Annotated in this window: 22 protein-coding genes and 1 tRNA gene; 11 read left to right on the top strand and 12 right to left on the bottom strand. The window is 67.8% G+C overall.

The genetic code is table 11. The annotated features are described in order from the left end of the window. Positions 1 to 115: 115 nt before the first annotated feature. Positions 116 to 1240 (top strand): gephyrin-like molybdotransferase receptor GlpR, encoded by a 1125-nt coding sequence (glpR, locus tag AB0L71_RS14765; protein ID WP_365242392.1) that lies wholly within the window; start codon positions 116 to 118, stop codon positions 1238 to 1240. 97 nt (positions 1241 to 1337) lie between these two features. After that, positions 1338 to 1411 (top strand) — tRNA-Ala (locus AB0L71_RS14760). Between the two features lie 372 nt (positions 1412 to 1783). Here AB0L71_RS14760 and AB0L71_RS14755 read toward each other — a convergent pair. Together AB0L71_RS14755 and AB0L71_RS14750 are read right to left on the bottom strand one after the other, a co-directional pair. Continuing rightward, positions 1784 to 2962 (bottom strand): hypothetical protein, encoded by a 1179-nt coding sequence (locus AB0L71_RS14755; protein WP_365242390.1) that lies wholly within the window; start codon positions 2960 to 2962, stop codon positions 1784 to 1786. 35 nt (positions 2963 to 2997) lie between these two features. Beyond that, positions 2998 to 3681 carry a YwqG family protein gene (locus AB0L71_RS14750; RefSeq protein WP_365242388.1) on the bottom strand — a complete coding sequence of 228 codons (684 nt, stop codon included), beginning with the start codon at positions 3679 to 3681 and terminating at the stop codon, positions 2998 to 3000. Between the two features lie 1010 nt (positions 3682 to 4691). Between AB0L71_RS14750 and AB0L71_RS14745 the strand changes: the two genes are divergently transcribed. Further along, a complete protein-coding gene (locus tag AB0L71_RS14745) occupies positions 4692 to 5363 on the top strand; it encodes a hypothetical protein (RefSeq protein WP_365242386.1) in 672 nt (223 codons plus the stop codon). A gap of 64 nt (positions 5364 to 5427) precedes the next feature. On the opposite strand, the gene AB0L71_RS14740 is transcribed toward AB0L71_RS14745, so the two are convergent. Continuing rightward, on the bottom strand, positions 5428 to 5880 hold the full coding sequence (locus AB0L71_RS14740; protein ID WP_365242384.1) for a GNAT family N-acetyltransferase: 453 nt from the start codon (positions 5878 to 5880) through the stop codon (positions 5428 to 5430). Positions 5881 to 6341: 461 nt separating this feature from the next. Between AB0L71_RS14740 and AB0L71_RS14735 the strand changes: the two genes are divergently transcribed. Further along, a complete protein-coding gene (locus tag AB0L71_RS14735; protein WP_365242382.1) occupies positions 6342 to 7001 on the top strand; it encodes a DUF1707 domain-containing protein in 660 nt (219 codons plus the stop codon). A gap of 45 nt (positions 7002 to 7046) precedes the next feature. Here the strand turns inward: AB0L71_RS14735 and AB0L71_RS14730 are convergent, their stop codons facing one another. Further along, complete coding sequence (locus AB0L71_RS14730) at positions 7047 to 7526, bottom strand: hypothetical protein (RefSeq protein ID WP_365242380.1); 480 nt, start codon at positions 7524 to 7526, stop codon at positions 7047 to 7049. 403 nt (positions 7527 to 7929) lie between these two features. Here AB0L71_RS14730 and AB0L71_RS14725 point away from each other — a divergent pair, with 403 nt between their 5' ends. After that, positions 7930 to 8592 (top strand): DUF6082 family protein, encoded by a 663-nt coding sequence (locus AB0L71_RS14725; RefSeq protein WP_365242378.1) that lies wholly within the window; start codon positions 7930 to 7932, stop codon positions 8590 to 8592. Positions 8593 to 8683: 91 nt separating this feature from the next. On the opposite strand, the gene AB0L71_RS14720 is transcribed toward AB0L71_RS14725, so the two are convergent. From AB0L71_RS14720 to AB0L71_RS14705, 4 genes are all read right to left on the bottom strand, one after another. Further along, a complete protein-coding gene (locus tag AB0L71_RS14720; RefSeq protein WP_365242376.1) occupies positions 8684 to 9541 on the bottom strand; it encodes an SDR family oxidoreductase in 858 nt (285 codons plus the stop codon). A gap of 35 nt (positions 9542 to 9576) precedes the next feature. Next, positions 9577 to 11013, bottom strand: a complete 1437-nt coding sequence (locus tag AB0L71_RS14715) for a hypothetical protein (protein ID WP_365242375.1) — start codon at positions 11011 to 11013, stop codon at positions 9577 to 9579. Between the two features lie 74 nt (positions 11014 to 11087). Beyond that, entirely contained in the window at positions 11088 to 11732 is a 645-nt protein-coding gene (locus AB0L71_RS14710) for a guanylate kinase (protein WP_365242373.1), read from the bottom strand. Then, positions 11729 to 12331, bottom strand: a complete 603-nt coding sequence (locus AB0L71_RS14705; protein WP_365242371.1) for an AAA family ATPase — start codon at positions 12329 to 12331, stop codon at positions 11729 to 11731. Before AB0L71_RS14705 ends, AB0L71_RS14710 begins: the two co-directional genes overlap by 4 nt. A gap of 227 nt (positions 12332 to 12558) precedes the next feature. On the opposite strand from AB0L71_RS14705, the gene AB0L71_RS14700 reads away from it, so the two are divergent. After that, positions 12559 to 13416, top strand: a complete 858-nt coding sequence (locus tag AB0L71_RS14700) for an acyl-CoA thioester hydrolase/BAAT C-terminal domain-containing protein (RefSeq protein WP_365242369.1) — start codon at positions 12559 to 12561, stop codon at positions 13414 to 13416. Positions 13417 to 13444: 28 nt separating this feature from the next. Here the strand turns inward: AB0L71_RS14700 and AB0L71_RS14695 are convergent, their stop codons facing one another. Then, positions 13445 to 13924 (bottom strand): GNAT family N-acetyltransferase, encoded by a 480-nt coding sequence (locus AB0L71_RS14695; RefSeq protein ID WP_365242367.1) that lies wholly within the window; start codon positions 13922 to 13924, stop codon positions 13445 to 13447. 50 nt (positions 13925 to 13974) lie between these two features. Between AB0L71_RS14695 and AB0L71_RS14690 the strand changes: the two genes are divergently transcribed. Next, positions 13975 to 14790 carry an exodeoxyribonuclease III gene (locus AB0L71_RS14690; RefSeq protein ID WP_365242366.1) on the top strand — a complete coding sequence of 272 codons (816 nt, stop codon included), beginning with the start codon at positions 13975 to 13977 and terminating at the stop codon, positions 14788 to 14790. 139 nt (positions 14791 to 14929) lie between these two features. Here the strand turns inward: AB0L71_RS14690 and AB0L71_RS14685 are convergent, their stop codons facing one another. Next, positions 14930 to 15580, bottom strand: a complete 651-nt coding sequence (locus AB0L71_RS14685; protein WP_365242501.1) for a MerR family transcriptional regulator — start codon at positions 15578 to 15580, stop codon at positions 14930 to 14932. Positions 15581 to 15748: 168 nt separating this feature from the next. On the opposite strand from AB0L71_RS14685, the gene AB0L71_RS14680 reads away from it, so the two are divergent. The 4 genes from AB0L71_RS14680 to AB0L71_RS14665 all read left to right on the top strand — a co-directional run bounded on the left by AB0L71_RS14680 (position 15749) and on the right by AB0L71_RS14665 (position 19482). Further along, on the top strand, positions 15749 to 17296 hold the full coding sequence (locus AB0L71_RS14680) for an NAD(P)/FAD-dependent oxidoreductase (protein ID WP_365242364.1): 1548 nt from the start codon (positions 15749 to 15751) through the stop codon (positions 17294 to 17296). Then, positions 17293 to 18315 carry an alpha/beta hydrolase gene (locus AB0L71_RS14675; protein ID WP_365242362.1) on the top strand — a complete coding sequence of 341 codons (1023 nt, stop codon included), beginning with the start codon at positions 17293 to 17295 and terminating at the stop codon, positions 18313 to 18315. The genes AB0L71_RS14680 and AB0L71_RS14675 overlap by 4 nt, the downstream gene beginning before the upstream one ends. Further along, positions 18312 to 19205 carry an SDR family oxidoreductase gene (locus AB0L71_RS14670; RefSeq protein ID WP_365242360.1) on the top strand — a complete coding sequence of 298 codons (894 nt, stop codon included), beginning with the start codon at positions 18312 to 18314 and terminating at the stop codon, positions 19203 to 19205. The genes AB0L71_RS14675 and AB0L71_RS14670 overlap by 4 nt, the downstream gene beginning before the upstream one ends. Before the next feature lie 82 nt (positions 19206 to 19287). Continuing rightward, positions 19288 to 19482, top strand: a complete 195-nt coding sequence (locus tag AB0L71_RS14665) for a hypothetical protein (protein WP_365242358.1) — start codon at positions 19288 to 19290, stop codon at positions 19480 to 19482. A 115-nt stretch (positions 19483 to 19597) separates the two neighbouring features. Here the strand turns inward: AB0L71_RS14665 and AB0L71_RS14660 are convergent, their stop codons facing one another. Both AB0L71_RS14660 and AB0L71_RS14655 read right to left on the bottom strand, forming a co-directional pair. Then, positions 19598 to 19939 (bottom strand): DUF397 domain-containing protein, encoded by a 342-nt coding sequence (locus tag AB0L71_RS14660; protein WP_365242356.1) that lies wholly within the window; start codon positions 19937 to 19939, stop codon positions 19598 to 19600. Then, a complete protein-coding gene (locus tag AB0L71_RS14655; protein WP_365242354.1) occupies positions 19896 to 20774 on the bottom strand; it encodes a helix-turn-helix transcriptional regulator in 879 nt (292 codons plus the stop codon). The genes AB0L71_RS14660 and AB0L71_RS14655 overlap by 44 nt, the downstream gene beginning before the upstream one ends. Between the last annotated feature and the right edge of the window lie 105 nt (positions 20775 to 20879).

Below are 20879 nucleotides of genomic sequence, written 5' to 3'. Positions count from 1 at the left end.
ACCCCTCTCGATGGTCTGAACAATCACAAAAAAGGTCCTTGATCTCGGCCGGATCGTGCGACACACCGGGCCAATTGGCGGATGCCTCCGCGCAAACCCCTCTACGGTGTGAGATGTGAGCAGCAGCGGCCTCATCTACGCAGTCATCGTCGGGGCCTGGGCCGCCTACTTGGTGCCGATGTGGCTCCGCAGGCAGGACGAGCTCAATGAGGCCCGTCCGACGGAACGCTTCAGCACCGCCATCCGGCTGCTGTCCGGACGGGCGGCCATGGAGCGCCGTTATGCCAAGGAGTTGCGGGGACGCACCGCCGAGGAGGCCGAGCCCGACGCCGACCCGGACGTTGTCACGGACCGAATGGAATCCGTGGACGTCCGGGCCTTTGCCGCGCCCAAGACGCAGGCCGGAGCCCCAGCGCACGACCCGGTGCACGCGCCCGCGCGCGCGGACCGGCAGCGCCCGGAATCCGGCCTCGCTCGGCGCGCAGGCAAGCCCTTCGACGGGCAGGAGGCCGAGCGCGCCCGGCGCGCCCAGCGCCTCCAGGTCCTCGCGCGCCGTCGGCGTACCACCGTCGTCCTCTTTCTCGCCTTCACCCTCGGCGCGATCGTCGCGGCGGTCGGCGGCCTCGGCTTCCTCTGGGCCCCCGCGGTCCCGGCGGTGCTGCTGAGCGCGTACATCGTGCATCTGCGGACCCAGGAGCGACGCAGGTTCGCCTTCACCATGGACCGGCGCCGCGCCGAGGTGGCCGCGCAGCATCTGCGCGAGAACCGCCCCCGCAGGCACCAGCCCGCCGCCACGGCCCCCGCCGAGGCCGACGAGGAGCCCGAGTCCCGCCGCCCGGAGCCCGAACCCGCGCCGACGGTCTCCCCGCAGGAGGCCGGACGCCGCGCCCTGGTCGAGCAGACGGACCATGCCGAATGGGTCGACCAGCAGCGTGACCGCGGCCGGGTCCAGGGCGACAGCTGGGAGCCGGTCCCGGTCCCGCTGCCGACCTACGTCACCGCACCCGTCGCCCCGCGCGCCACGGGCGGGGTCGAGGTCGGCAACCCGGAGACCTGGAGCGCGGCCCGCTCCAGCACCGCGGACCCCTCCTCGACGGGCACCGCGCACCCCGTGGCACCCCCCGTCGAGCCGGCGCCCCGCCAGCGCACCGGCCAGGCGCGCCGCACCCGCGACCGCGGCCGGACCCCGCTCTTCGACCAGTACGAGGACGGGGAACGCCCCCGCGCCGCCAACGAGTGAAGCCCGCGGCTCCGCGCTGTGACGTCGACTCGGCTGACCAGCGCGGACCGGATTTCCGAGCACCCCGATGGGGATGCTAGAGTTTCACTCGTTGCAAGGGCCTGTGGCGCAGTCTGGTAGCGCACCTCGTTCGCATCGAGGGGGTCTGGGGTTCAAATCCCCACAGGTCCACCGCACATCAAAGCCCCTACCGGGTTCGCCCGGTAGGGGCTTTGAGTTGTCGTACAGCAGCGGAGCACGGCAACTGCTTCGGATCTTGTCGCCTCGGGTACTCGTCGAACTCGGGCAGCGCCTTCCGGGTCGCCTCGAACGGCGAGCCAGGCTCTTTGCGTGAAGTGATCTTGTCCGGTTTCACCCGGTGAGGCCCAGGGCTCGCGGGCTTGTGGTAGTCGCGACTCGTCTGCGACATCAAGATGCTCGCCCGCGAAGCGGGCACCTCCCGCACGGCTCTCCATCGGACCGGGCGGAATCTCAGGGGACGACGGTCGGCAACTGCCCTTTGAAAGCGAGACGTCGAGGAAGGCGAAGACGGTCTTCGCCGTGTCAACCCAGTAGTCCCAGGTCTTCGAGGACGAGGTTCGGAAGGATGGCCAGTCCCAGACTCTGAGGATCCACATTCGGGCTGGCGGCTTTCTCGGCAATGCTGGGCAGCCAGGAGGACAGCCGGTCCAGTGCAGACAGCAAGCCTTCCTGGCCGTCACTGAGTAGTGCCGCCATGAGCGAAACGACGTCGGCGCGGGAGCTGGCCGCCGGAGCCGGGAGTGCGGCCAGACCCGAGCGCACGCGCTGGTCATGGGCACCACACAGCGCCGCGAGGGCGGCGAGAGAGAACCGGACCGCATCGCTCTCGTCCTCCCAGCGAGACAGCAGCCTCGGCAGCTCGCTGCCGATGGCCCGCCGTGTCAGGTACTCGGCCGCAGACTCCTCCCAGGCACCCCCGAGCGCGGTGATGCGGTCGGACAGGGAGACTGCTGCCGCCGGCCCTGTGGCAGCGAGCCGCGACAGGTCGTTGAGCAGAACCAGCCGGCTGCCGGGCGCGATGCTGTCGTCGCAGACCAGCTCGATGAGGAACGGGACAGCCTCGACCGTGGTGTCGGTGCAGGTGCCCTGGTGAGCTACGGCATTCGCGAGGTCGCCGAGGAACTCGCCTGTCGACCCGTAGGGCTCCCCGGACGCGAACTCCTCGTCGAGTAGCCACCCCACGGCATCCGGCGCACCCTCCGTGCTGCCGTACAGGCGCTCTGCGACGGCCACCACGGCTTGGACGACCGCTGTGGGCTCACCGACTCCGCCGCAGTTCCACGGAGGACCGCCCGGCGGGCGCGCGGGATCTTCGGGCAGAGGAGTGGGCAGGGCGACCTCGGCGCCGGGCTGGTCATGGACCAGGCCGTCCCTGGTGAAGACTCCTTCGAGAGTCGAAGCATGACCCTCGCTGCCCCCTTGCTGGAAACCGCAGTGGGCGCGGGCCACGCCGGCCACCCGCATCCGTTCACTCCGGAAGAATGGCTCGAGGGCCATGCGCTCGTACCCGCTGTAGACGGCCAGCGAGAAGACCTGCCACCACCCCTCCAGCTCCGGGTCCATCGACGGCCTTCCGTACCAGAAGCTCGACGGTACGAACCGGAAGTGATCGTGGACGCGCACGGCCGTCAGACGGTGCCCCATCGTGGAGAGCTCGGCTGCGGCCGCGCGGGCGGCGCCCTCGCTCGGGAGGCTCAGCATGTACTGGACTCCCCAGGCGGGAGGTGCGGCGGCCATCAGCCGCACTGCCAGGTGAACATCGCCCGCTCGAAGCGCTGCTCGGCCAGGTCGCGCGGGCGGATCAGCCAGTACAGGGCTCCGGCGTCACCCCACATCATGTCGGCGGCGTCCTCGCTGTCGAACTGGGCCAGAAGCACCCAGCCCCCCGCCTCCTCCGACAACCGCGGGTCGTCCCAGGACACCTCGCCGTCCAGGACCGCCTCCGCGATCTCGATCTCGACCGGGTTCTGCACCGAGTGAGGGTGGCCGCCGATCTGATGTCCTATCTCGTCGTCGAACTCCCACAGTGCGTCAAGGAACTCCTGCGAGCAGACGGGGTGGTCGTACCGGTTCCCGAGCGGGGCACCTGGAGCGAAGGCGTCCCGGACGGACGGATGCCAGGGTTCGGTTGCTGTCATCTCCACCCGAGCGGCCAGCGGCACCATCGGGTACGGCTTGAGCCCGGAAGGTGTCTCACGCTCCGCCACCCTCTCGTCAGCCGCCACGTAGAGCACGCGGGCGCCCGCCCAGCTCTCCCGGTCCTCGGCCAGAACGAGAGCCTCGCCGTCGTCCAACTGCCCGTCGAAGTAGAAGAACAGCAGTGTTCCCGCCTCGGGCAGGTCGACGTCCAGCGCGTCTGCCGGCAGGCCGGCGCAGTCGATCGAGGCAATGAAGGAGAGCGGCCCATGCCCGTCCCACACCGGCCACTCCGCCGTGGCCGGCAAGGCGGGGACGCCGCCAAGATGACCGACGCCATGGTCGGAGTCAGCCGCTGCCGCCAGACGTACACCCGGGCGAAGCGTGCGGAGCCACTTCTCGGCAACCTCAGACGGCAGGTGCTGCAAGGCGCGGGAGCGCAAGGCATCTCGGGAACCATGTGTCATGTGCCCGATCATCCACGGCACCACTGACAGGGCCCTCGGCAGCCCTCTCCTGGCACGCACAGCTGCTCAGGCCGTCAGCTGCACTCCGCTCGCAAGGAGCCGCCGCACCTCGCCTACAGGGACGACGCCCAGACGACAACCCCGATGGGAGTGAGTCCGCATACGAGGCCAAGGCACAGGAACGCGTAGGCCAAAGCCTTGAACACCTTGTGTCTCTGGGCTCGACATGCGGCAAAGCAGGTGAAGCTGATGATGGAGAGGCACGGCAGCGTGATGAAGAAGAGCCCCAGCGCTGCCATGATCCCCCCGAGCGTGCGGCCGCCGTACAGCAGGAAAATACAGCGACCACTGTGACCGCAGTCGACCGTCACCGTTTCCGGCCGGCCACCCGACCAGCCTTGCAGACCTCACCCCTCCTCCCGCTCGTAGTTCGCATCGACGGGGTCTTCGTCGTTTCCGGAACCGACCGAAGTCACCCCCGTCCCCATGTGGGACGACGGCAAGGTGCGGGGCCACCGCATGCACTCTGCAATCAGGTGGGAAATGGCCTTCTCGGCCCTGGGAAGCCTTCGCAGTGCGTCCCCGTTCCCCAGCTCAGACCCACCCGTGAACGGCCAACGCAACACATGAGATCCCGTCCGATCGCAAGATCGGGCGGGATATCGTCGTTTCTCTGTTGCGGGGCGGGCGCGTGGTGCAGTGGCCTGGAGTCCCACGCCAGCAGTCCGTGTTGGGTGGACGATCGCCCGGAGCCTCCCCTCGTGGTGATCACGTCATACCCCGTGTCCCCCTGAGACCCTCGGAACTTTCATGGAGGTGATCGCGACGTGATCTCGCACACCGGCACCCTTTTCAACGACGGACCGGTCAGACGCGTGGTCGAGACGGCTCTGCGCGCCCAGCAGTCGCAGGGTGCCCTCGACCTGGACGACGAGCTCAGGCGCTTCGTCCGCACCACGTGTGCTGCCGACACGTCGCGCTGGCTGTTTCCCATCGCGTCCGTTGCCGCCCTCCTCGACCACACGGCCGACCTGTTGCGGTCGGAGGGCCCGGCATTCTTCCCACGTACGTTCAACGAACGGCTGGATGAGGCGCGAGACGGTGCTCCGGGGGACGACTACCTGCGCACGCTGGCCAGCCGGATCAGGGTGGTCGACCAGGAGCCGGATGCAGGATTCGCCGATCTCCCCCTGGCGGACTGGGAGGCGGCAGCCCGTTTCCCGGAGCTTTTCGGTTTCGGCGCCAACTGGAGCTATGACGGTGAGTACCCCTTGCTGTCCGATTCGCTCGCGGCTTTCGTCGAAGCGGAGCATCCGTTCTGCAGTGAGACGTTCTCCCGACTGGCAGCCGATGCCCAATCGATACTCGTGAACTTTCCGCAGCGTGCGGCGCTGTCAGCCAATGTGACGCGATGGATTCCCTGGGTATCGCACGACGCGCTGCGCGAGATCGTCCGGAGCATTGACGACCACATGCGGACCGGGCATTCCGGTTCCTGAAGTAATCACCGCCCACAGGAAGTTGTGCGCGATCGCAGAACCCGTTCGGCCCCTCACCAGGCGGTCAAAGCTGCAGCTTGAAGCCTACGTGCGAGCCGGTGAAGCCGAGGCGTTCGTAGAAGCGGTGGGCGTCGGTCCGTGTCAAGTCCGAGGTCAACTGGACCAAGTGGCAACTCTGGCGGCGGGATTCATCGACGGCCCACTCGATGAGCTGGGTGCCGAGGCCATGGCCGCGCTCGGAGCTGTGCACCCGTACGCCCTCGATGATCGAGCGGGTCGATCCCTTACGGGACAGGCCCGGGATGATCGTGAGCTGGAGGGTGCCGACGACCTTGCCGTCGCGGTCGGCAACCAGGAGCAGCTGATTCGGGTCGTTTTGCAGTCGCTCAAAGGCGGACTGGTAGGGAGTCAGATCGTCCGGCGACTCGCGGGTCGCCCCCAGCGCGTCGTCCGCGAGCATGGAGACGATGGCCGGGATGTCCTCCCGTATCGCGTGGCGGATGTCGATTTTTGTCATGCGGTGCATGCTAACCAGGCATCCCCGCGCCAAAGCGGGCCGTGCAGACAGGGGAGCGGGCGCCATCGTTCAACCTGTATTCACCGGGGAACTCCCATATTCGGGAACAGAAAAGCGCATCTGGTTCCGTGGCCCGCCTCGCGATCCGAGCCATGCTGACTCTGGGGCCATCGACGGCTTTCCGCACCAGAAGCTCGACGGAACGAACCGGAAGTGTGGTTCCGGACGGCTGTTGGCCCGCTATGGATGCACCAGCACTCCCCAAGGCGGGAGTTGGGGCCCGTCGAACGCCGGAAGATCAACGGCTCAGGCGCGGGACACTGCCGCGGAGCCGGCTCGGCCATCCCTTGCTCCTCCGAGATCGAGCCCGGCCGGGATCCATGTCGCGATACGGCGTTAGCCTTTTGCTCGCGCCGCTGCCCGCGTCGCGCAGAGACGTTCGACGGAACCAGGACGGAAGTATGTCGGGAGAGACTTTGCCCACCGGGAAGGGCTCCGGCCCCGGCTCGTCGCCCGAGCTTCGGGCTTCCCACGCGGACCGGGACCGGGTGGTGGATGTGCTGCGTATCGCGGCGGGGGACGGCCTGCTGACCGCCGATGAGTTGGACGAGCGGCTGGAAGTTGCCCTGTCGGCACGGACTCTGAGTGAACTGGCCGGTCTCACCACTGACTTGCCGCCCCTTTCGGTTACGGGTGGCATAACAGGAGCAGAGGTCAAGGACGTAGTCCGGATCGAACAGGTCCACAGCGGCGCGATCGAGCGGGTGGGGCGCTGGGTGGTACCACGGAGGCTGGAACTCGCGGTGAAATGGTGCAAGGTGACGCTCGACTTCACCGAGGCCGTGATCACGCACGACACCTTGCGGATCAACGTGGACGCGGTGGGGAAGACCCTGACGCTGATCACGAGGCCGGGCGTCGTGGTCGATACCGATGGGCTGCGTCTGACGCACAGCAGGGTCAAGTACCTTAAAAGTCCGACGAATCCTGGAACACCGGTCACCCTACGCGTGGAGCTGGTAGGTAAGAAGGCCCACGGCCGCGTGGTGGTGCGGCCCCCGCGTCGGACGTTCGGGCAGTGGCTGCTGCGCAGGTCCGCATCGCCTTCTGCCAGTGATTGACTCCGTCGGGTGCCGGCGGTGCGGAGTGGTCGCCACGGCCAGTGGTCATGCAACGCCCCGCGGGCCCGGTACCGGGCCGTAGTCTTCGCCGTGGTCCTGGGTCAGCGCGGCCAGTAGTTCGGGGTCGGAGTGGACCTCGGCGGTGTGCTGCCAGGCGATGAGCAACTGGGCAACGGATGCGTGGTTGCCGACGGAGTCGGCGGCCCGCATGGTGTCGACCAGCTCGACGGCGAAGGCGTGGACGTCGGTCTCGGGAAGGAAGCGGACCCAGGGAAACGCGTCCGTCAGTATGTCCAGGAGCAGCTCCGTGCCGCCGGGCTCCCGGCGCACCATCGCAGCCAGCATCCGGGTGGCTGCCGACACCACCGTCTGGTCCTGCTCGGTCCGCGCCGCGGTGGTGAGGACCAGATCCTCGCCATCTCTGCGGCGCAGGAGCAGTCTTGGCGATTCCTGGAGCCGGGCAAGCGTCTGCTTGTTCTTGTTCACCAGCTCGGAGAAATTCACGGCCGCGTTATCGGTGCCCATGACTGTGAAACTACTTCGAGACTCGCCCCGGGGGCATCACCCAGAAGTGGGTGGCAGGGGAACGATCAACGCTGCTGCTTTCGGCCCGCTCGATGCTGCCGTCGCCCCAGTGGGGAGAGAGTACGCCGCCGACCGCGCGACAGGTTCACCGCCCGTATCGGCAGGGCTCAGAGCAGTGAGTGGGAGGAGCTGTGCAGCTCACTGTGCACTGGTGGGACCTACGGGTGCCCGTTTCGGTGATCGTCCTGAGCGTCGTCCTCAACCTGGCAACTCGTCGGCGGCGGTTCACCGCAGTGAGAGGGAGCATCGGCAGGTGATCTACCTGCGTCAGTCCCCCTTGTCTGGTACTAAGGCCGACTTCATCCTGGTCAAAGGATCTGCATTCGGGACCTGAGGGGGATACGTGACAACCGGAAGAGACAGCTCTCAACGCACGCAGATCTTACGTATGGCCCTGGTGTACGGGCTCCTCGGACTTGGACTGCTAGGGCTGATCACTTCCACACCATTCGCGCTGGCCGCCTTGGCTCCCGCTAACACCGACTGGGGGGAGCTCAGTGACATCAGCCAGGCATACGGGGCCGTGTCTGTCGTGCTCTCGACCATCGCTCTGGCCGGGGTAGCGCTCTCGCTCCTCTATCAGGCCCGTCAGGCTCGTACGAGCAATGAGCAAGCCATCAGGGACAGCCATCTCCAGCTCGCGACACTCGCGCTGAGCAACCCAGATCTACTTCAGGCATGGTCACCGCCAGTTGCGCCGATCACCTTAAAACGGCATCAGCAGCATCTGATCACGTCGCTTGCCCTCGGCGAGTTGCTGCAGCGCTTCCGCATCGGCCACCTGTCCGTCGAAAAACTCGCAGTAAAACTCGACGGACACTTCTGCGGTGAGATCGCGCGCGAGCAGTGGGAACGCGAAGGATCTGGCTGGCGCCGCACCATGGAGGCTGGTGATCGCCGCGACCGGGTGTTTGTTCGCTTGGTAGATGAGCGCTATCGAGCGGCTGCAGCCGCAGGGCCGGCGCGTGCTGTCGAAGAGTTTCAAGATCCGTCGGGCACGGCTTAGCCGACCTGGGAGAGCCCCGCCTGCGGCGGCTTCACATAGCCGACCCACACTTGTTCAGGCCCAGACACAGCATCGACCCACTCTGAAGACCTCAGCAACCGGGCTTGGCCCCGCCGCCCTGCCTGTCTGTACCCTGCCCCAGCCCCGCCTGCGGCTGGCCGCCGTCCACCGGGATGTGCGCGCCGTTCACGGCTGCGGAGGCCGGGGACAGGAGGAAGGCGATGACCCGGGCGACCTCATCGGCATTCAACAGGCGCCCGCTCGGGTTGCGTTCCGCGTATGCCTCATAGGTATCGGGGTCGCGCCGGCGCAGGCGATCCCAGCTCTTGCCCGGCAGGAGAATCGAACCAGGGCTGACGGTGTTGACCCGGATCCCGTACGGGGCGAGTTCCTGACACAGGGCACCCGCGAGGTAGATCTCCGACGCCTTGGCAGCCCCGTACTGAGCTGGGAACCGGGGCTTCCAGCCGGAGATGGAGGCCACGATCACCACGGAGCTGCCGGGACGCAGACTGTCCAGCGCCGACCGCACGGTACGCACCGCGTGGCCGCTGTTCAGTTCCCAGGTCGCCTGCCAGTCCTCGCGGGTCGAGTCGAGGAGGCCGCCGCCCCGCTTGCCTCCGATGTTGGCGACCAGGCCGTCGAGGCCGCCGAGCGCACTCCCTGCCTGCCGGGTGAAGTCCTCCAGTTCATCCGGTGCCAGGACGTCCACGGAACCCGTCACGACCTGGGCGTCGAAGTCCTTGCGAAGCTCGGACGAGGCTCGTGCAAGGGCGTCGGGGTCGCGGCCACAGATCGCGAGAGATGCTCCCTCGGCAGCGAGAAGCCGGGCGGTCGCGTAGCCCAGCCCCCTGCTGCCACCGGTGACCAGGAACGATGTGCCACGCAGTCCGTACGCGACAGCAGGTGCGGCTGGCGCGCTCTTTTCGGCTTCTTCACGCTGGTCCATGGGCGTCACTCTGTCATCCGGTCGTGCGTCGGAGGTCAACGCACCAGCTTGCGGATGACGATGCCCACAATGAGGGTGGTGAACAGCATTCCCGCAGCCGTGAACGAGACCGCAAGCGCTGACCATGCGGCCGTTTTGAGTTCGGACGGCATGCCGGTGCCGACGTTCAACCACAGGGCGAGTGCCAGAACGAAGCTCTTACCTGCGCTGGTCACGTCCGTGAGATCTCGTCCTGATTCGCGTACTGCCCCGGCCAGATGAAGTACTAAGCCGGTCAGTACGACCCCCACCGCCAGCACACGTGCCGGGTTGCGTGCGCGCACTCCCCAGCCGAGGACCCCGCCGAGGATGCCTCGCTCGATGGTGCGTCGCAGGGGCGGTAGAGCTGCTGCCTCACGCTGTCGCGCGAGGTAGTAGAGCTCGTCGACTTCGCGGTTGCGGTTCCTTCTGGCCAGCGCCGAGCGCACGGACTCCAGTGCGGCAGCGGTCACTTCAGTGAAAGAGCGCTCCAGGAAGGAAAGGACTTGAGTCCCGTTACGGAAGACCTCACCGGCCAGTTCCATGTCACCGACGCTGGAGGAACTGTCGAGGCTGTAACGGGAGCCGCCGGACGGAAGTCCGAGGGTGCCCGTGACCGCGGAGCCGTGCAGGCTGATCACAGATGCCGTATCGGACGCCGAAGTGAGCGACATGACCGTGGTGTTGTGAAGGGAAAGGCGAGCGGTCGCATCAGTTCGATTGCTGTCCGGGCTGTCACAGAGCCCGAGGTTGTGTACCTCCACGGGGCCTCTGACGGTGCTGTTGCTGATGGTGCTGTCCTCTGCGGGAATGACCAATCCGTTCACGCGCACGGTCTCGCTGCAACGCAGCTCGTTCGCCCGCAGCGGCTCGTCGAGTCGCACACGCTGCAAGGTGAGTTCCGGCGTCTCGACGTCGTCGATCTCGATCGCGGACAACCAGAGATCGTCGAAGGTGATGTCCTCACGGGCCCGCAGCCCTCGCACCACCACACGGGGGCGGCCGAGACGGCCACCCGTGGCCTGGCTGCGGACCGTGAGCGAGGACACGCGCGTGTTGCTGATCCGAATCGGTCCGCGCAGCGCGTTGACCTGTACGAGCTCTTCCACACGGAGCCGCTCCAGCCGAGTCTGCCCACAGGAGTGCAGAGCAAGAAAGCCCAGGGCAGAGTCGGTGATCGTGATCTCGCAGCCCACCGGAACATTGCGGATGGTCAGGCGGCCGATCCGGGAGTTGACCACCAGGAGTGCGTCCGTCTCCACGTGGTCGACAACCAGTTCATCGACGTGGCAGGAACGTACGGTGAGTGTCCCGTCGATGCTCATACGGTCCAGGGAGACACGGTCGGCCGATACGTTGTCGAGCAGAAGGTCCGTCGCGACCTCGTCCTGATACAGATGCACGCTGCGATCGCTGACGGTGCGCTGGCGGCCGATTCTCGCCAGGTCCTCCAACGTCCGGACAACTCCCACCGGCATCCCCTACTGCTTGTGGCTGTTGATGTTCCTGTGCGTTTTCTCGGAGGTACTCACGTACGGCGCCGAGCCGCGGTCCGGCGAGCCCTGCCTTTGTCCGCTCCGAGCCCGAGAGCCGCAATCAACTGCTCCGTGCTCAAGGCGTCCGGGGACCCGTCGAGTGCGTGGGTGATCTGTTTGGCCGCCGTCTCCGGATCCGTATGGTCCGTGCGTACCACCAGGTCGAACAGGTTCCATACGTCGGATTCGAGAACGTCCTGGGCGGTCTCGGCCCAGGCGGTGAGCCGCTTCGGCGTATCGGTGTCTCCCCGCTCGCGGGACCGCGCCTCGCACACGTCCCTTGGGACCCAGAGGAGCACGCGCAGCCATGAGGTGGTCCGACTGCGGTCGAGCAGTGTGCGCATGTCGGTGACGTTGCCGATGTGGGTGATGGGGATCCGTCCCCGCTCCTGCGGCTGCGTGAGGGAGAGGTCATCGACTGCGTAGATGTTGCCGTAGCGCCGGGTCTCCACAACGATCCTGCCCTGATGGCGCAGGTCGTCGAGTTCCTCTGCGGTGACGAACCGGTATCCGGCCGACCGGCCGCTCCCATGCTTGAGTTTGATGACTGATTCGAAGCGTGCATGGGCGGCGCAGAGCGCTGTCGTCACGGTGTCTTTGCCGGCCGTGGGTGGGCCGTACAGGACAATCGCGCTCATGAGCCCTCCAGCAACCGTTGCGCGACGGACTCCACCTGCTCGGCCAGGGGGCGTGGGGTTCCGATGCGGTTGTCGATGAGGTGGTGAGACGTCACCGGCCGGAGGCCGAGGTCGAGGCCGCTTGTGTATGTGGGCCAGTGCGTCAGCTTCCACGTATCGCGTGAGGCATTGCGTGAAATCAGCCGGTCGCGCATCGATTCCAGGTCGCTGTCCACCCACAGTGCCTCGAAACGGGCTCCGGTCCTACGGCATCGACGCGCCACCCGAGAAGTCCATTGCGCATCGGCGCTCTCGGCGAGGAACGGCGCCACGGCGACCACTGATGTTCCGCACTCGAGGTTCTCCCAGACCGCCTTCATCAAGCACTCGTACTCCAGCGGCCTGGCGTGCTCCAGGTAGACCGGACTGTGGCGGTCATCCGGATCCCCACCCAGGGCCAACAGAAGTCGCTCGGTCATCGGGCGGCTGATGGTGTCCTTGTCCAGCATGGCCCAACCGGTCGCCGCCGCCAGTAGCTTGCCGGCCTCCGACTTGCCCGATCCGGCATACCCGGCGACAAGAACAAGGGTGATGGTGCTCGTGCCTAATGCAGTGGTCACGCGGTCCGCCCCCGAGGTGTCTCGACACAACTGGGCTCAGCTTAAAGGCGGCTGGGCACTGTGGTGCTCGCACTTTTGGCAAGTTGTCGGCCATCGAACCATGAGACCCGCGGACTCACGGTCCTCTGACGCGGTGAGCGGAGGCAGGATGCGACGTTGTTGAGGCGGGTGAGCCGTACCGTGTTCTGGGCAGAGGTTTCCGCGAGTGGTGACGACAGGGGGAGCGCGTGGACATCACCGAGCGCGAGCTGACCGATCCCTGGGAAGGTGTCCTGGCCGCTCCGGCCCGCGGCAGTGATGTCGGTGTTCTGGTCCTGGCGGGATCCAGCGGGCGCATCGAACGTGAGCGGGCGCGCATCCTGGCTCAGCAGGGCTTCACCGCCTTGGCGATCCGCTGGTTCGGTGGGCCTGGGCAGTGCCCGGGGATCTGCGAAGTGCCGCTGGAGACGTTCACCGCTGCCGTCGACTTCCTTCGGCGGGGCGGAGCCCGACGCATAGGGGTCCTCGGCACCTCCAAGGGTGCCGAAGCAGCCTTGCTCACTGCGGTGTACGACCCGCGGGTGGATGTGGTCATTGCGCTGTCGCCCACGTCGCGGGTCTGGTGCAACGTCGGTCCGGGACGCGACGGAGCGGAACAGCCGTATCGGTCGTCCTGGACGTGGCGGGAGCAGCCGCTGCCTTTTGTGCCGATGGACGATTCCTGGACTCCCGCGGAGCCGGACAGTGGCCCCGTGGCGATCCGTGGATGGTACGAACTGAGCGAGCGGACTTTCGGCCGTTCGCTTCCGTCGACGGAGATCCCGGTGGAGGCGGCCAGAGCCGATCTGCTCCTCGTCGCGGGCGGCGACGACGCGATGTGGCCGTCGCTTCCCTTCGCCGAACAACTGGCTCGGCGCCGGCGCTCGGCCGGGGCGAGCGTGCGGCTGATCGCCCGCGACGACGCCGGTCACCGCGTACGCCTTCCCGGCGAGAGCCCGGCATCGGTGTCCCCGCACTTCAGGTACGGGGGCACACCTCAAGCTGACGTACTCCTGGGCGAGGAGGCGTGGCCCCACATCCTCGATGCGCTCGGTGGCGAAGGGTGACGGGTTCCGGGCGGTTGCCGGGCGTCCTCTACTGCAGCGGCTTCGCGTAGCAGAGGCTGCTGTCGTAGGTGCGGTAGAGGCCGAACTTCTCGCACGGGGCGTAACCGCTGGAGGTGTACAGCCCGATTGCCTCGGGCTGCTGGGCACCCGTCTCCAGCACCATGCGGGTCCGGCCCGCCGCCCGTGCGTCGGCCTCCAGGGCGGCCAGGATGCGGCGTGCCAGGCCCTTGCCGCGGCCCTCGGGTATCACGAACATCCGCTTGAGCTCGGCGTCGCCGTCGGAGTAGCCCTCGGCGTTCTGTTCCTGGGAGCGCCAGCCGCCGGTGGCGACCGGGCGGCCCTGCTCGTCGTAGGCGAGGAGATACAGACCGTGCGGCGGCTCGAACATCGATGCGTCGAGTGGTGTGACATCGCCCTCGTCGCCGTACCGTGCCGCGTATTCGAGCTGCACCTGGTCGTTGAGTTTGACGGCGTCGGCGTGATCGAAGGGCCGAGGGTGGATAATCATGCGTTCGATGGTACATGTATGCGGAACGGAAGTGTCGGTATCGTTCCGGAATGCTCACTGTGACCACCGTCAATGTAAATGGACTCCGTGCTGCCGCCAAAAAGGGTTTCGTCGAGTGGCTGGCCGGCACCAAAGCCGACGTGATCTGCCTCCAGGAAGTGCGGGCCGAACCGGGCCAGCTGCCCGCTGAGGTGCGCGAACCCGAGGGCTGGCACACCGTGCATGCCCCGGCCGCCGCCAAGGGGCGGGCCGGCGTCTCCCTCTACACACGCCGGGCGCCCGAGCGGGTGCAGATAGGGTTCGGCGGCTTCGGTGATCCCGGGAGCGAGGAGTTCGACGCGAGCGGCCGGTATGTCGAGGTCGACCTGCCCGGTGTCACGGTCGCGAGCCTCTATCTGCCCTCCGGCGAGGTCGGCACGGAGAAGCAGGACGAGAAGGAGCGGTTCATGGCCGCCTTCCTTCCGTATCTGAAGGGCCTGAAGGAGCGGGCGGCGGCGGACGGCCGTGAGGTCGTGGTGTGCGGCGACTGGAACATCGCCCACCAGGAGGCCGACCTGAAGAACTGGAAGGGCAACAAGAAGAACTCCGGCTTCCTCCCCGAGGAGCGCGCGTGGCTGACCCAGGTCTTCGACGAGGCCGCGTACGTCGATGTGGTGCGCGCGCTGCATCCGGAGGAGGAGGGGCCGTACTCGTGGTGGTCCTACCGGGGGCGGGCCTTCGACAATGACACGGGTTGGAGGATCGACTACCAGGTGGCGACGCCTGGGCTGGCCGGGCGTGCGGTGAAGGGCTGGGTCGAACGGGCCGCGACGCATGGCGAGCGGTGGAGCGACCATGCCCCGGTGACGGTGGTCTACGAGCTGTAGGAGGGCGGAGGGGGCGGTCCTGCCCCGCGCGGAGTGTGCGGGGCAGGGGCCGGGGTCCGCCCGGAGTATGTGACGCAGGGGGTAGGGGCGGGGTCCGCCCGGAGTACAGGGGTAGGGGCAGGGGCCGGGCCCCCTCCGGTCAGGTGCTGGATTCCTGCGGCGGGGCGGCGCCGTCCGCGCGGCGCAGGCGGCGGTCCAGGGCCATGGAGAGTTCGGCGTCCACCACCGCGTGGGCCAGCGGGCGCAGTGGGGCCGGTTCGGGTTTGTCGCCGTGGGCTTCGAGGGTGGTCACGAAGAGTTCGGCGAGTGCGTCCGCGTGCTCGCGGACCCGGCGGCCGGCCGCCAGCACCGTGGCGAGGGGCACTCCTTCCCGTACCAGCTCGGCCGACACCTTCAGCAGGCGTCGGCTGATGTGGACGATCTCGTCCCCGTCGATGGCCAGATAGCCCAGGTCCAGGGCGGTGGCCAGGTTTTCCGGGGTGACCTCGCCCTCGAAGTAGTCCGCGAGCTGTTCCGGTGTGAGGCGGACCGGGGTCTCCTCGGTCGGTTCGCCCAGGCCCAGCACTTCGGCGACATCGCGGCCGCTCTCGAAGGTGCGGGCGAGGTCGGCGATGCCGGTGAGGGTGTGGCCGCGCTCCAACAGGCCCGCGATGGTGCGGAGTCGGGCCAGGTGGTGGTCGTCGTACCAGGCGATACGGCCTTCGCGGCGGGGCGGTGAGATCAGGCCACGCTCCCGGTAGAAGCGCACGGTCCGTACCGGGATGCCGGCCTCCTTGGCCAGCTCCTCCATGCGGTATTCGCGGTGCTCGCGTCCTTCTGCCACCCCCGCACCCTATGTTGTGCCGCCGGTAACTTTCCCTTGTCGTGCCCCTACCCATCGGTACGGAGCTGCTCTACTCTCCCAACATTGCCAGTGATTGCTGGCAGAGTCGTGTGACGTACCGCGGGAGGCGGCAGCATGGCCCAGCACGAGCACGTACGAGTGGCGGTGATCGGATCCGGATTCGGGGGCCTCGGTGCCGCGGTCCGGCTGCGCCGTGAAGGCATCACGGACTTCGTCGTCCTGGAACGGGCCGACTCCGTCGGCGGCACCTGGCGCGACAACAGCTACCCGGGCTGCGCCTGCGACGTGCCGTCCCACCTCTACTCGTTCTCGTTCGCCCCCAACCCCGAGTGGCCGCGCACCTTTTCCGGGCAGGAACACATACGCGCCTACCTGGAACACGTCGCGGACACCTTCGGGCTGCGCCCGCACATCCGGCTGAACCATGAAGTGATGAGGATGAGCTGGGACCGCGACGCGCTCCACTGGGTCATAGAGACCGGCAACGGGGCCACCTTCACTGCCGATGTCGTCGTCTCCGCGACCGGTCCGCTCTCCGACCCGAAGACACCGGACATCCCCGGACTCGACAGCTTCCCCGGCAAGATCTTCCACTCGGCCCGCTGGGACCACGACTACGACCTGACCGGCAAGCGCGTCGCGATGGTCGGCACCGGCGCCTCCGCCATCCAGATCGTGCCCTCGATCCAGCCCGAGGCCGCCAGGTTGACGCTCTTCCAGCGCACCCCGCCCTGGGTCATGCCGCGGATGGACCGCAGGATCAGCGGCGCCGAACGCTGGCTGCACCGCACCCTCCCCCTCACCGCTACCGCCCGCCGCGGACTGCTGTGGGGCATACGGGAGTTGCAGGTCAGCGCCTTCACCAAGCACCCGAACGAGCTGGGCATGGTCGAGCGGATCGCCAAGTCCAACATGGCCCGGTCCATCAAGGACCCGGCCCTGCGCGCCAAGCTGACCCCCTCGTACCGCATCGGCTGCAAGCGCATCCTGCTCTCCAACACCTACTACCCGGCGCTCGCCCAGCCCAACGTGGACGTGGTCGCCTCCGGTCTGGCCGAGGTGCGCGGCTCCACGCTCGTCGCCTCCGACGGTACGCAGGCCGAGGTCGACGCGATCATCTTCGGCACCGGCTTCCATGTGACCGACATGCCGGTCGCCGAGCGGGTGGTGGGCGCGGAAGGGATCACGCTCGCGGAGTCCTGGAAGGACGGCGTGCAGGCCCTGCGCGGCGCGAGCGCGTCCGGATTCCCCAACTTCATGACGATCATCGGCCCCAACACGGGTCTGGGGAACTCCTCGATGATCCTCATGATCGAGTCCCAGCTGAACTACATGGCCGACTATCTGCGTCAGTTGAAGGTGCTGGGCGGTGGCGCCGCGCTCGACGCGCGCGCCTCGGCGGTCGGGGCCTGGAACCGCCGGGTCCAGGAGCGGATGAAGCGCACCGTGTGGAACACCGGCGGCTGCACGAGCTGGTACCTGGACGACAACGGGCGCAACACGACGGTGTGGCCGGGTACGACCGCCGAGTTCCGCAGGGTGACGCGGTCGGTCGACCTTGCGGAGTACGAGGTCGTCCGCGCACCGGAGCGGGCCGCCGCGCAGTCCGCCACCGCACAATCCACCACCGCGCAGTCCGTCGCCGAGGAGGTCGCGCGATGAGCCGGCTGCTGCGACTCCACGACGCCCCGCCCGTCCCCGCGCGGGAACTGGCCGCGACCTCCGCCGACGGCGCCCGGATCCATGTCGAGGTGCACGGGCCGGACAGCGCGCCCGCGGTGGTTCTCGCACACGGCTGGACCTGTAGCACCCACTTCTGGGCCGCGCAGATCCGGGACCTGGCCGTGGACCACCGGGTCATCGCCTACGACCAGCGGGGCCACGGCCGTTCACCCGCGGCCGGCCGCGACGGATACAGCACCAACGCCCTCGCCGACGACCTCGAAGCGGTTCTGGACGCCACCCTCCAGCCGGGCGAGAAGGCCGTGCTCGCCGGGCACTCCATGGGCGGGATGACGATGATGGCCGCCGCGCGGCGGTCCGGGCTGCGCGACCACGCCGCCGCGGTACTGCTGTGCAGTACCGGGAGTTCGCGGCTGATCGCCGAGTCGCTGGTGGTTCCGATGCGGGCCGGGGCGACCCGGACCCGGATGACCCGCGCGATCCTGGGGGCGCGGGCGCCGCTGGGGCCGGTCACGCCGGTGTCCAGGCGGTTCCTCAAGTACGGGACGATGGGGGCGGGTTCGGCCCCCGAACGGGTCGACACCTGTGCCCGGATCGTGCACGCCTGCCCGACGGGGGCCCGGGTGGCCTGGGGGCACGTCCTGGCGGAACTCGATCTCGACGCGGGGGTACGGGAGTTGAGGGTGCCCACGGCCGTGATCGCGGGTACGGAGGACCGGCTGACGCCGCTCGTGCACGCCCGTGCCATCGCCGCAGCTCTGCCCGACTGCCTGGGGCTCACCGAACTGGCGGGCATGGGCCACATGACACCGGTGGAGGCACCGGAGGCGGTCACCGGGAGGATCCGGGAACTCGTCACCGCGTACCTCCCGGCGGGCGGCGCTTGCGACGCGGCCGGTGCGGACAGAGTGGATGGCGTGGACAGCGCGGCTGCCGTGGAGAGTGCGGCTGCCGTGGACAGTGCGGACGGTACGGCCGAGAAGGAGGGGGTCGCATGAGCGGCAGGCGGAGTCTCGAAGGACAGGTCGTCGTCGTCACGGGTGCGGCGCGCGGTGTGGGTGAGCTGTTGGCCCGCAAACTCTCGGCGCGCGGAGCCACGTTGGCGCTGGTCGGCCTGGAGCCGGACGAGTTGAAGAAGGTCTCGGAGCGGCTGTACTCGGAGAGCGACCACTGGTTCGCGGACGTCACCGACCACGAGGCGATGGTGCGGGTCGCCGAGCAGGTCAAGGAGCGGTTCGGGAAGGTCGACATCGTCGTCGCCAACGCCGGTGTCGCGACGGGCGGTCCGTTCGTCGACTCGGATCCAGAGGCGTGGCGCCGGGTCATCGAGGTCAACCTGATCGGCGGCGCGGTGACCGGGCGGGCGTTCCTGCCGGTGCTCATGGAGAGCCGGGGGTACTTCCTGCAGATCGCCTCGCTCGCGGCGATCACGCCCGCGCCGATGATGACGGCGTACTGCGCGTCCAAGTCGGGTGTGGAGGCGTTCGCGCACAGCCTGCGCGCCGAGGTCGGCTATCGCGGGGTGAAGGTCGGGGTCGGCTATCTGTCCTGGACCGACACGGACATGGTGCGGGGCGCCGACCAGGACGACGTGATGCGAGAGCTGCGGCAGCGGCTGCCCTGGCCGTCGAACCGTACGTATCCGCTGGGCCCGGCCGTCGACCGGCTGGTGGCCGGGATCGAGCGGCGTTCCCCGCACGTGTACGCGCAGTGGTGGCTGCGCGGGATGCAGTCCGTGCGGGGCTACCTGCCCTCGTTGATCGGTGTCGTCGGGCAGCGGGAGATGCGACGGTTCGGGCCGCGGTTGGAGGGCGTGAGCAAGGGATTGGTGGGCGCGGGGGGTGCCGCGGACCGGGACGCACGGGCGGAACGCTCACAGTCCGGATGATCGAAATGCGCCAAATGTCCGATCGTGTCACTCTTGTCGAGGCCGTTACGGGCCACCAGGCATCTCACGAGGAGTGAATAGCATGGGCATCGCAGACCAGTTCAAGGACAAGGCGCAGGACCTCGCCGACCAGGCGAAGAGCAGTCAGGAAGAGGGTCGCGAAGAGGTCCAGGAGCGGACGCAGGACGTGTCCGAGCGCGCCTCGGAGCTGTCGGAGCAGGGCTACGACGAGGCCCAGGAGTCGGCCGGTGAATTCCGCGACGAGTTCGGCCGCTGACGCTGCGTAACCCTACGCATTGTCTGTGAAAGGTGCACCCGGGACGCCGGGTGCACCTTTTGCACGTGGCGCGGTGCGGGGTGCGCCCCGGGTCTTGCGGTGAGCGGTGGTGCGGTCAGGCCGCCTTGACGGACTCGATGAACGGGGTCCAGGCGGATGCGGTGACGACGAGCGCGGGTCCTTCGGGGCGCTTGGAGTCGCGGACGGGGACGAGGCCGGGGAGTCCGTCCGAGACTTCGAGGCATTCGCCGCCATCGCCGTTGCTGTGGCTGCTCTTGCGCCACTGGGCGAACCCGTCGGCGACTTCGACGCAGTTGCCGCCACTGCCGTTGCTGTGGCTGCTCTTGCGCCAGTGAGCGAACTCCTCGGCGACTTCGAGGCAGTTGCCTCCGGAGGAGTTGCTGTGGCTGCTCTTACGCCAGGTCGCGGCGCTCAAGTCGATGAGATTGCGCACCATGTCGGTATTCCTCTGCCGCATCCTCGATCATGGCGAGGGACGCCTCCAGCGGCAAAGCGGCGGCCCTCAGGAGATCGTACGACCTCCGATACTGCTTCACGAGGCCCGGATCGTCGACGGTAATTCCGTGGTGCTGGCCTTCTGTGTAGGCCAACGGGGGAGCGTCCGCGAAGTCCAGAATCAGGGCGTTGCCCATCATGAGGGCGTGAGCTCCTGTGTTCCACGGAAGGATTTGCGTAAAGATTCGGCCGCGCCGGGTGAGAGCGGCGACGTGGTCGAGTTGCTCGGCCATTTGGTGTGACGGCAGGATCGGCAGGCGCAGTAGGGACTCGCTCAGCACGGTCCAGTACTGCGGGGTTCGGTGGTTTTTCTCGAAGAGCTGCGCTCGCTCCAGCCGTGCGTCGACCTTCGCGTCGGTCTCTTCCTGGGGCTCCGGTAGCCGCTCGGCGCAGATTACGGCCCGCGCGTACGGCCTCGTCTGAAGCAGGCCAGGGAAGACCGTTGGGGACCACTCGTCGATGGTTTCGGCGTGCTTCTCCGCATCCAGTACACGCTCGAAGTACTCCGCGTGACCCTTGCGCCGCGCCTTCCGTACGTCCTCGCACCGCCGTTGGAAGAACCCGTCCGTGCTCAGCACCCGGTCCACATGCTGGGCCAGGTCCACGGGCATCCGGCGATGGCCGTGCTCGATCTCGCTGAGGTACGTGATGCCGTAGAAGCTGCCGTCCACCAGCTTCTCCAGAGTCAGGCCCGCCTCCTCCCGTTTGAAGCGGAGTTCCTTGCCGTAGAACTGCGGGACGCCTGCCGAGCCGTCGATCTCCTTGCGCGTAGCCACTTCTGACCACCTTTCGCGCTGTGCGTTGTGGAGCGGGAAACCCTTTCAAGGTAGGGAACTGTGCGGCAGCGTGTGAGGGGTTCGTCACCATACGCAACGAAAGGT

Source organism: Streptomyces sp. NPDC052052, from assembly GCF_040680455.1.
In the GTDB taxonomy this organism is placed as follows: domain Bacteria; phylum Actinomycetota; class Actinomycetes; order Streptomycetales; family Streptomycetaceae; genus Streptomyces.
The sequence above is the reverse complement of the archived record's forward strand: the minus strand, read 5'-3'. Positions and strand labels throughout refer to the sequence as shown.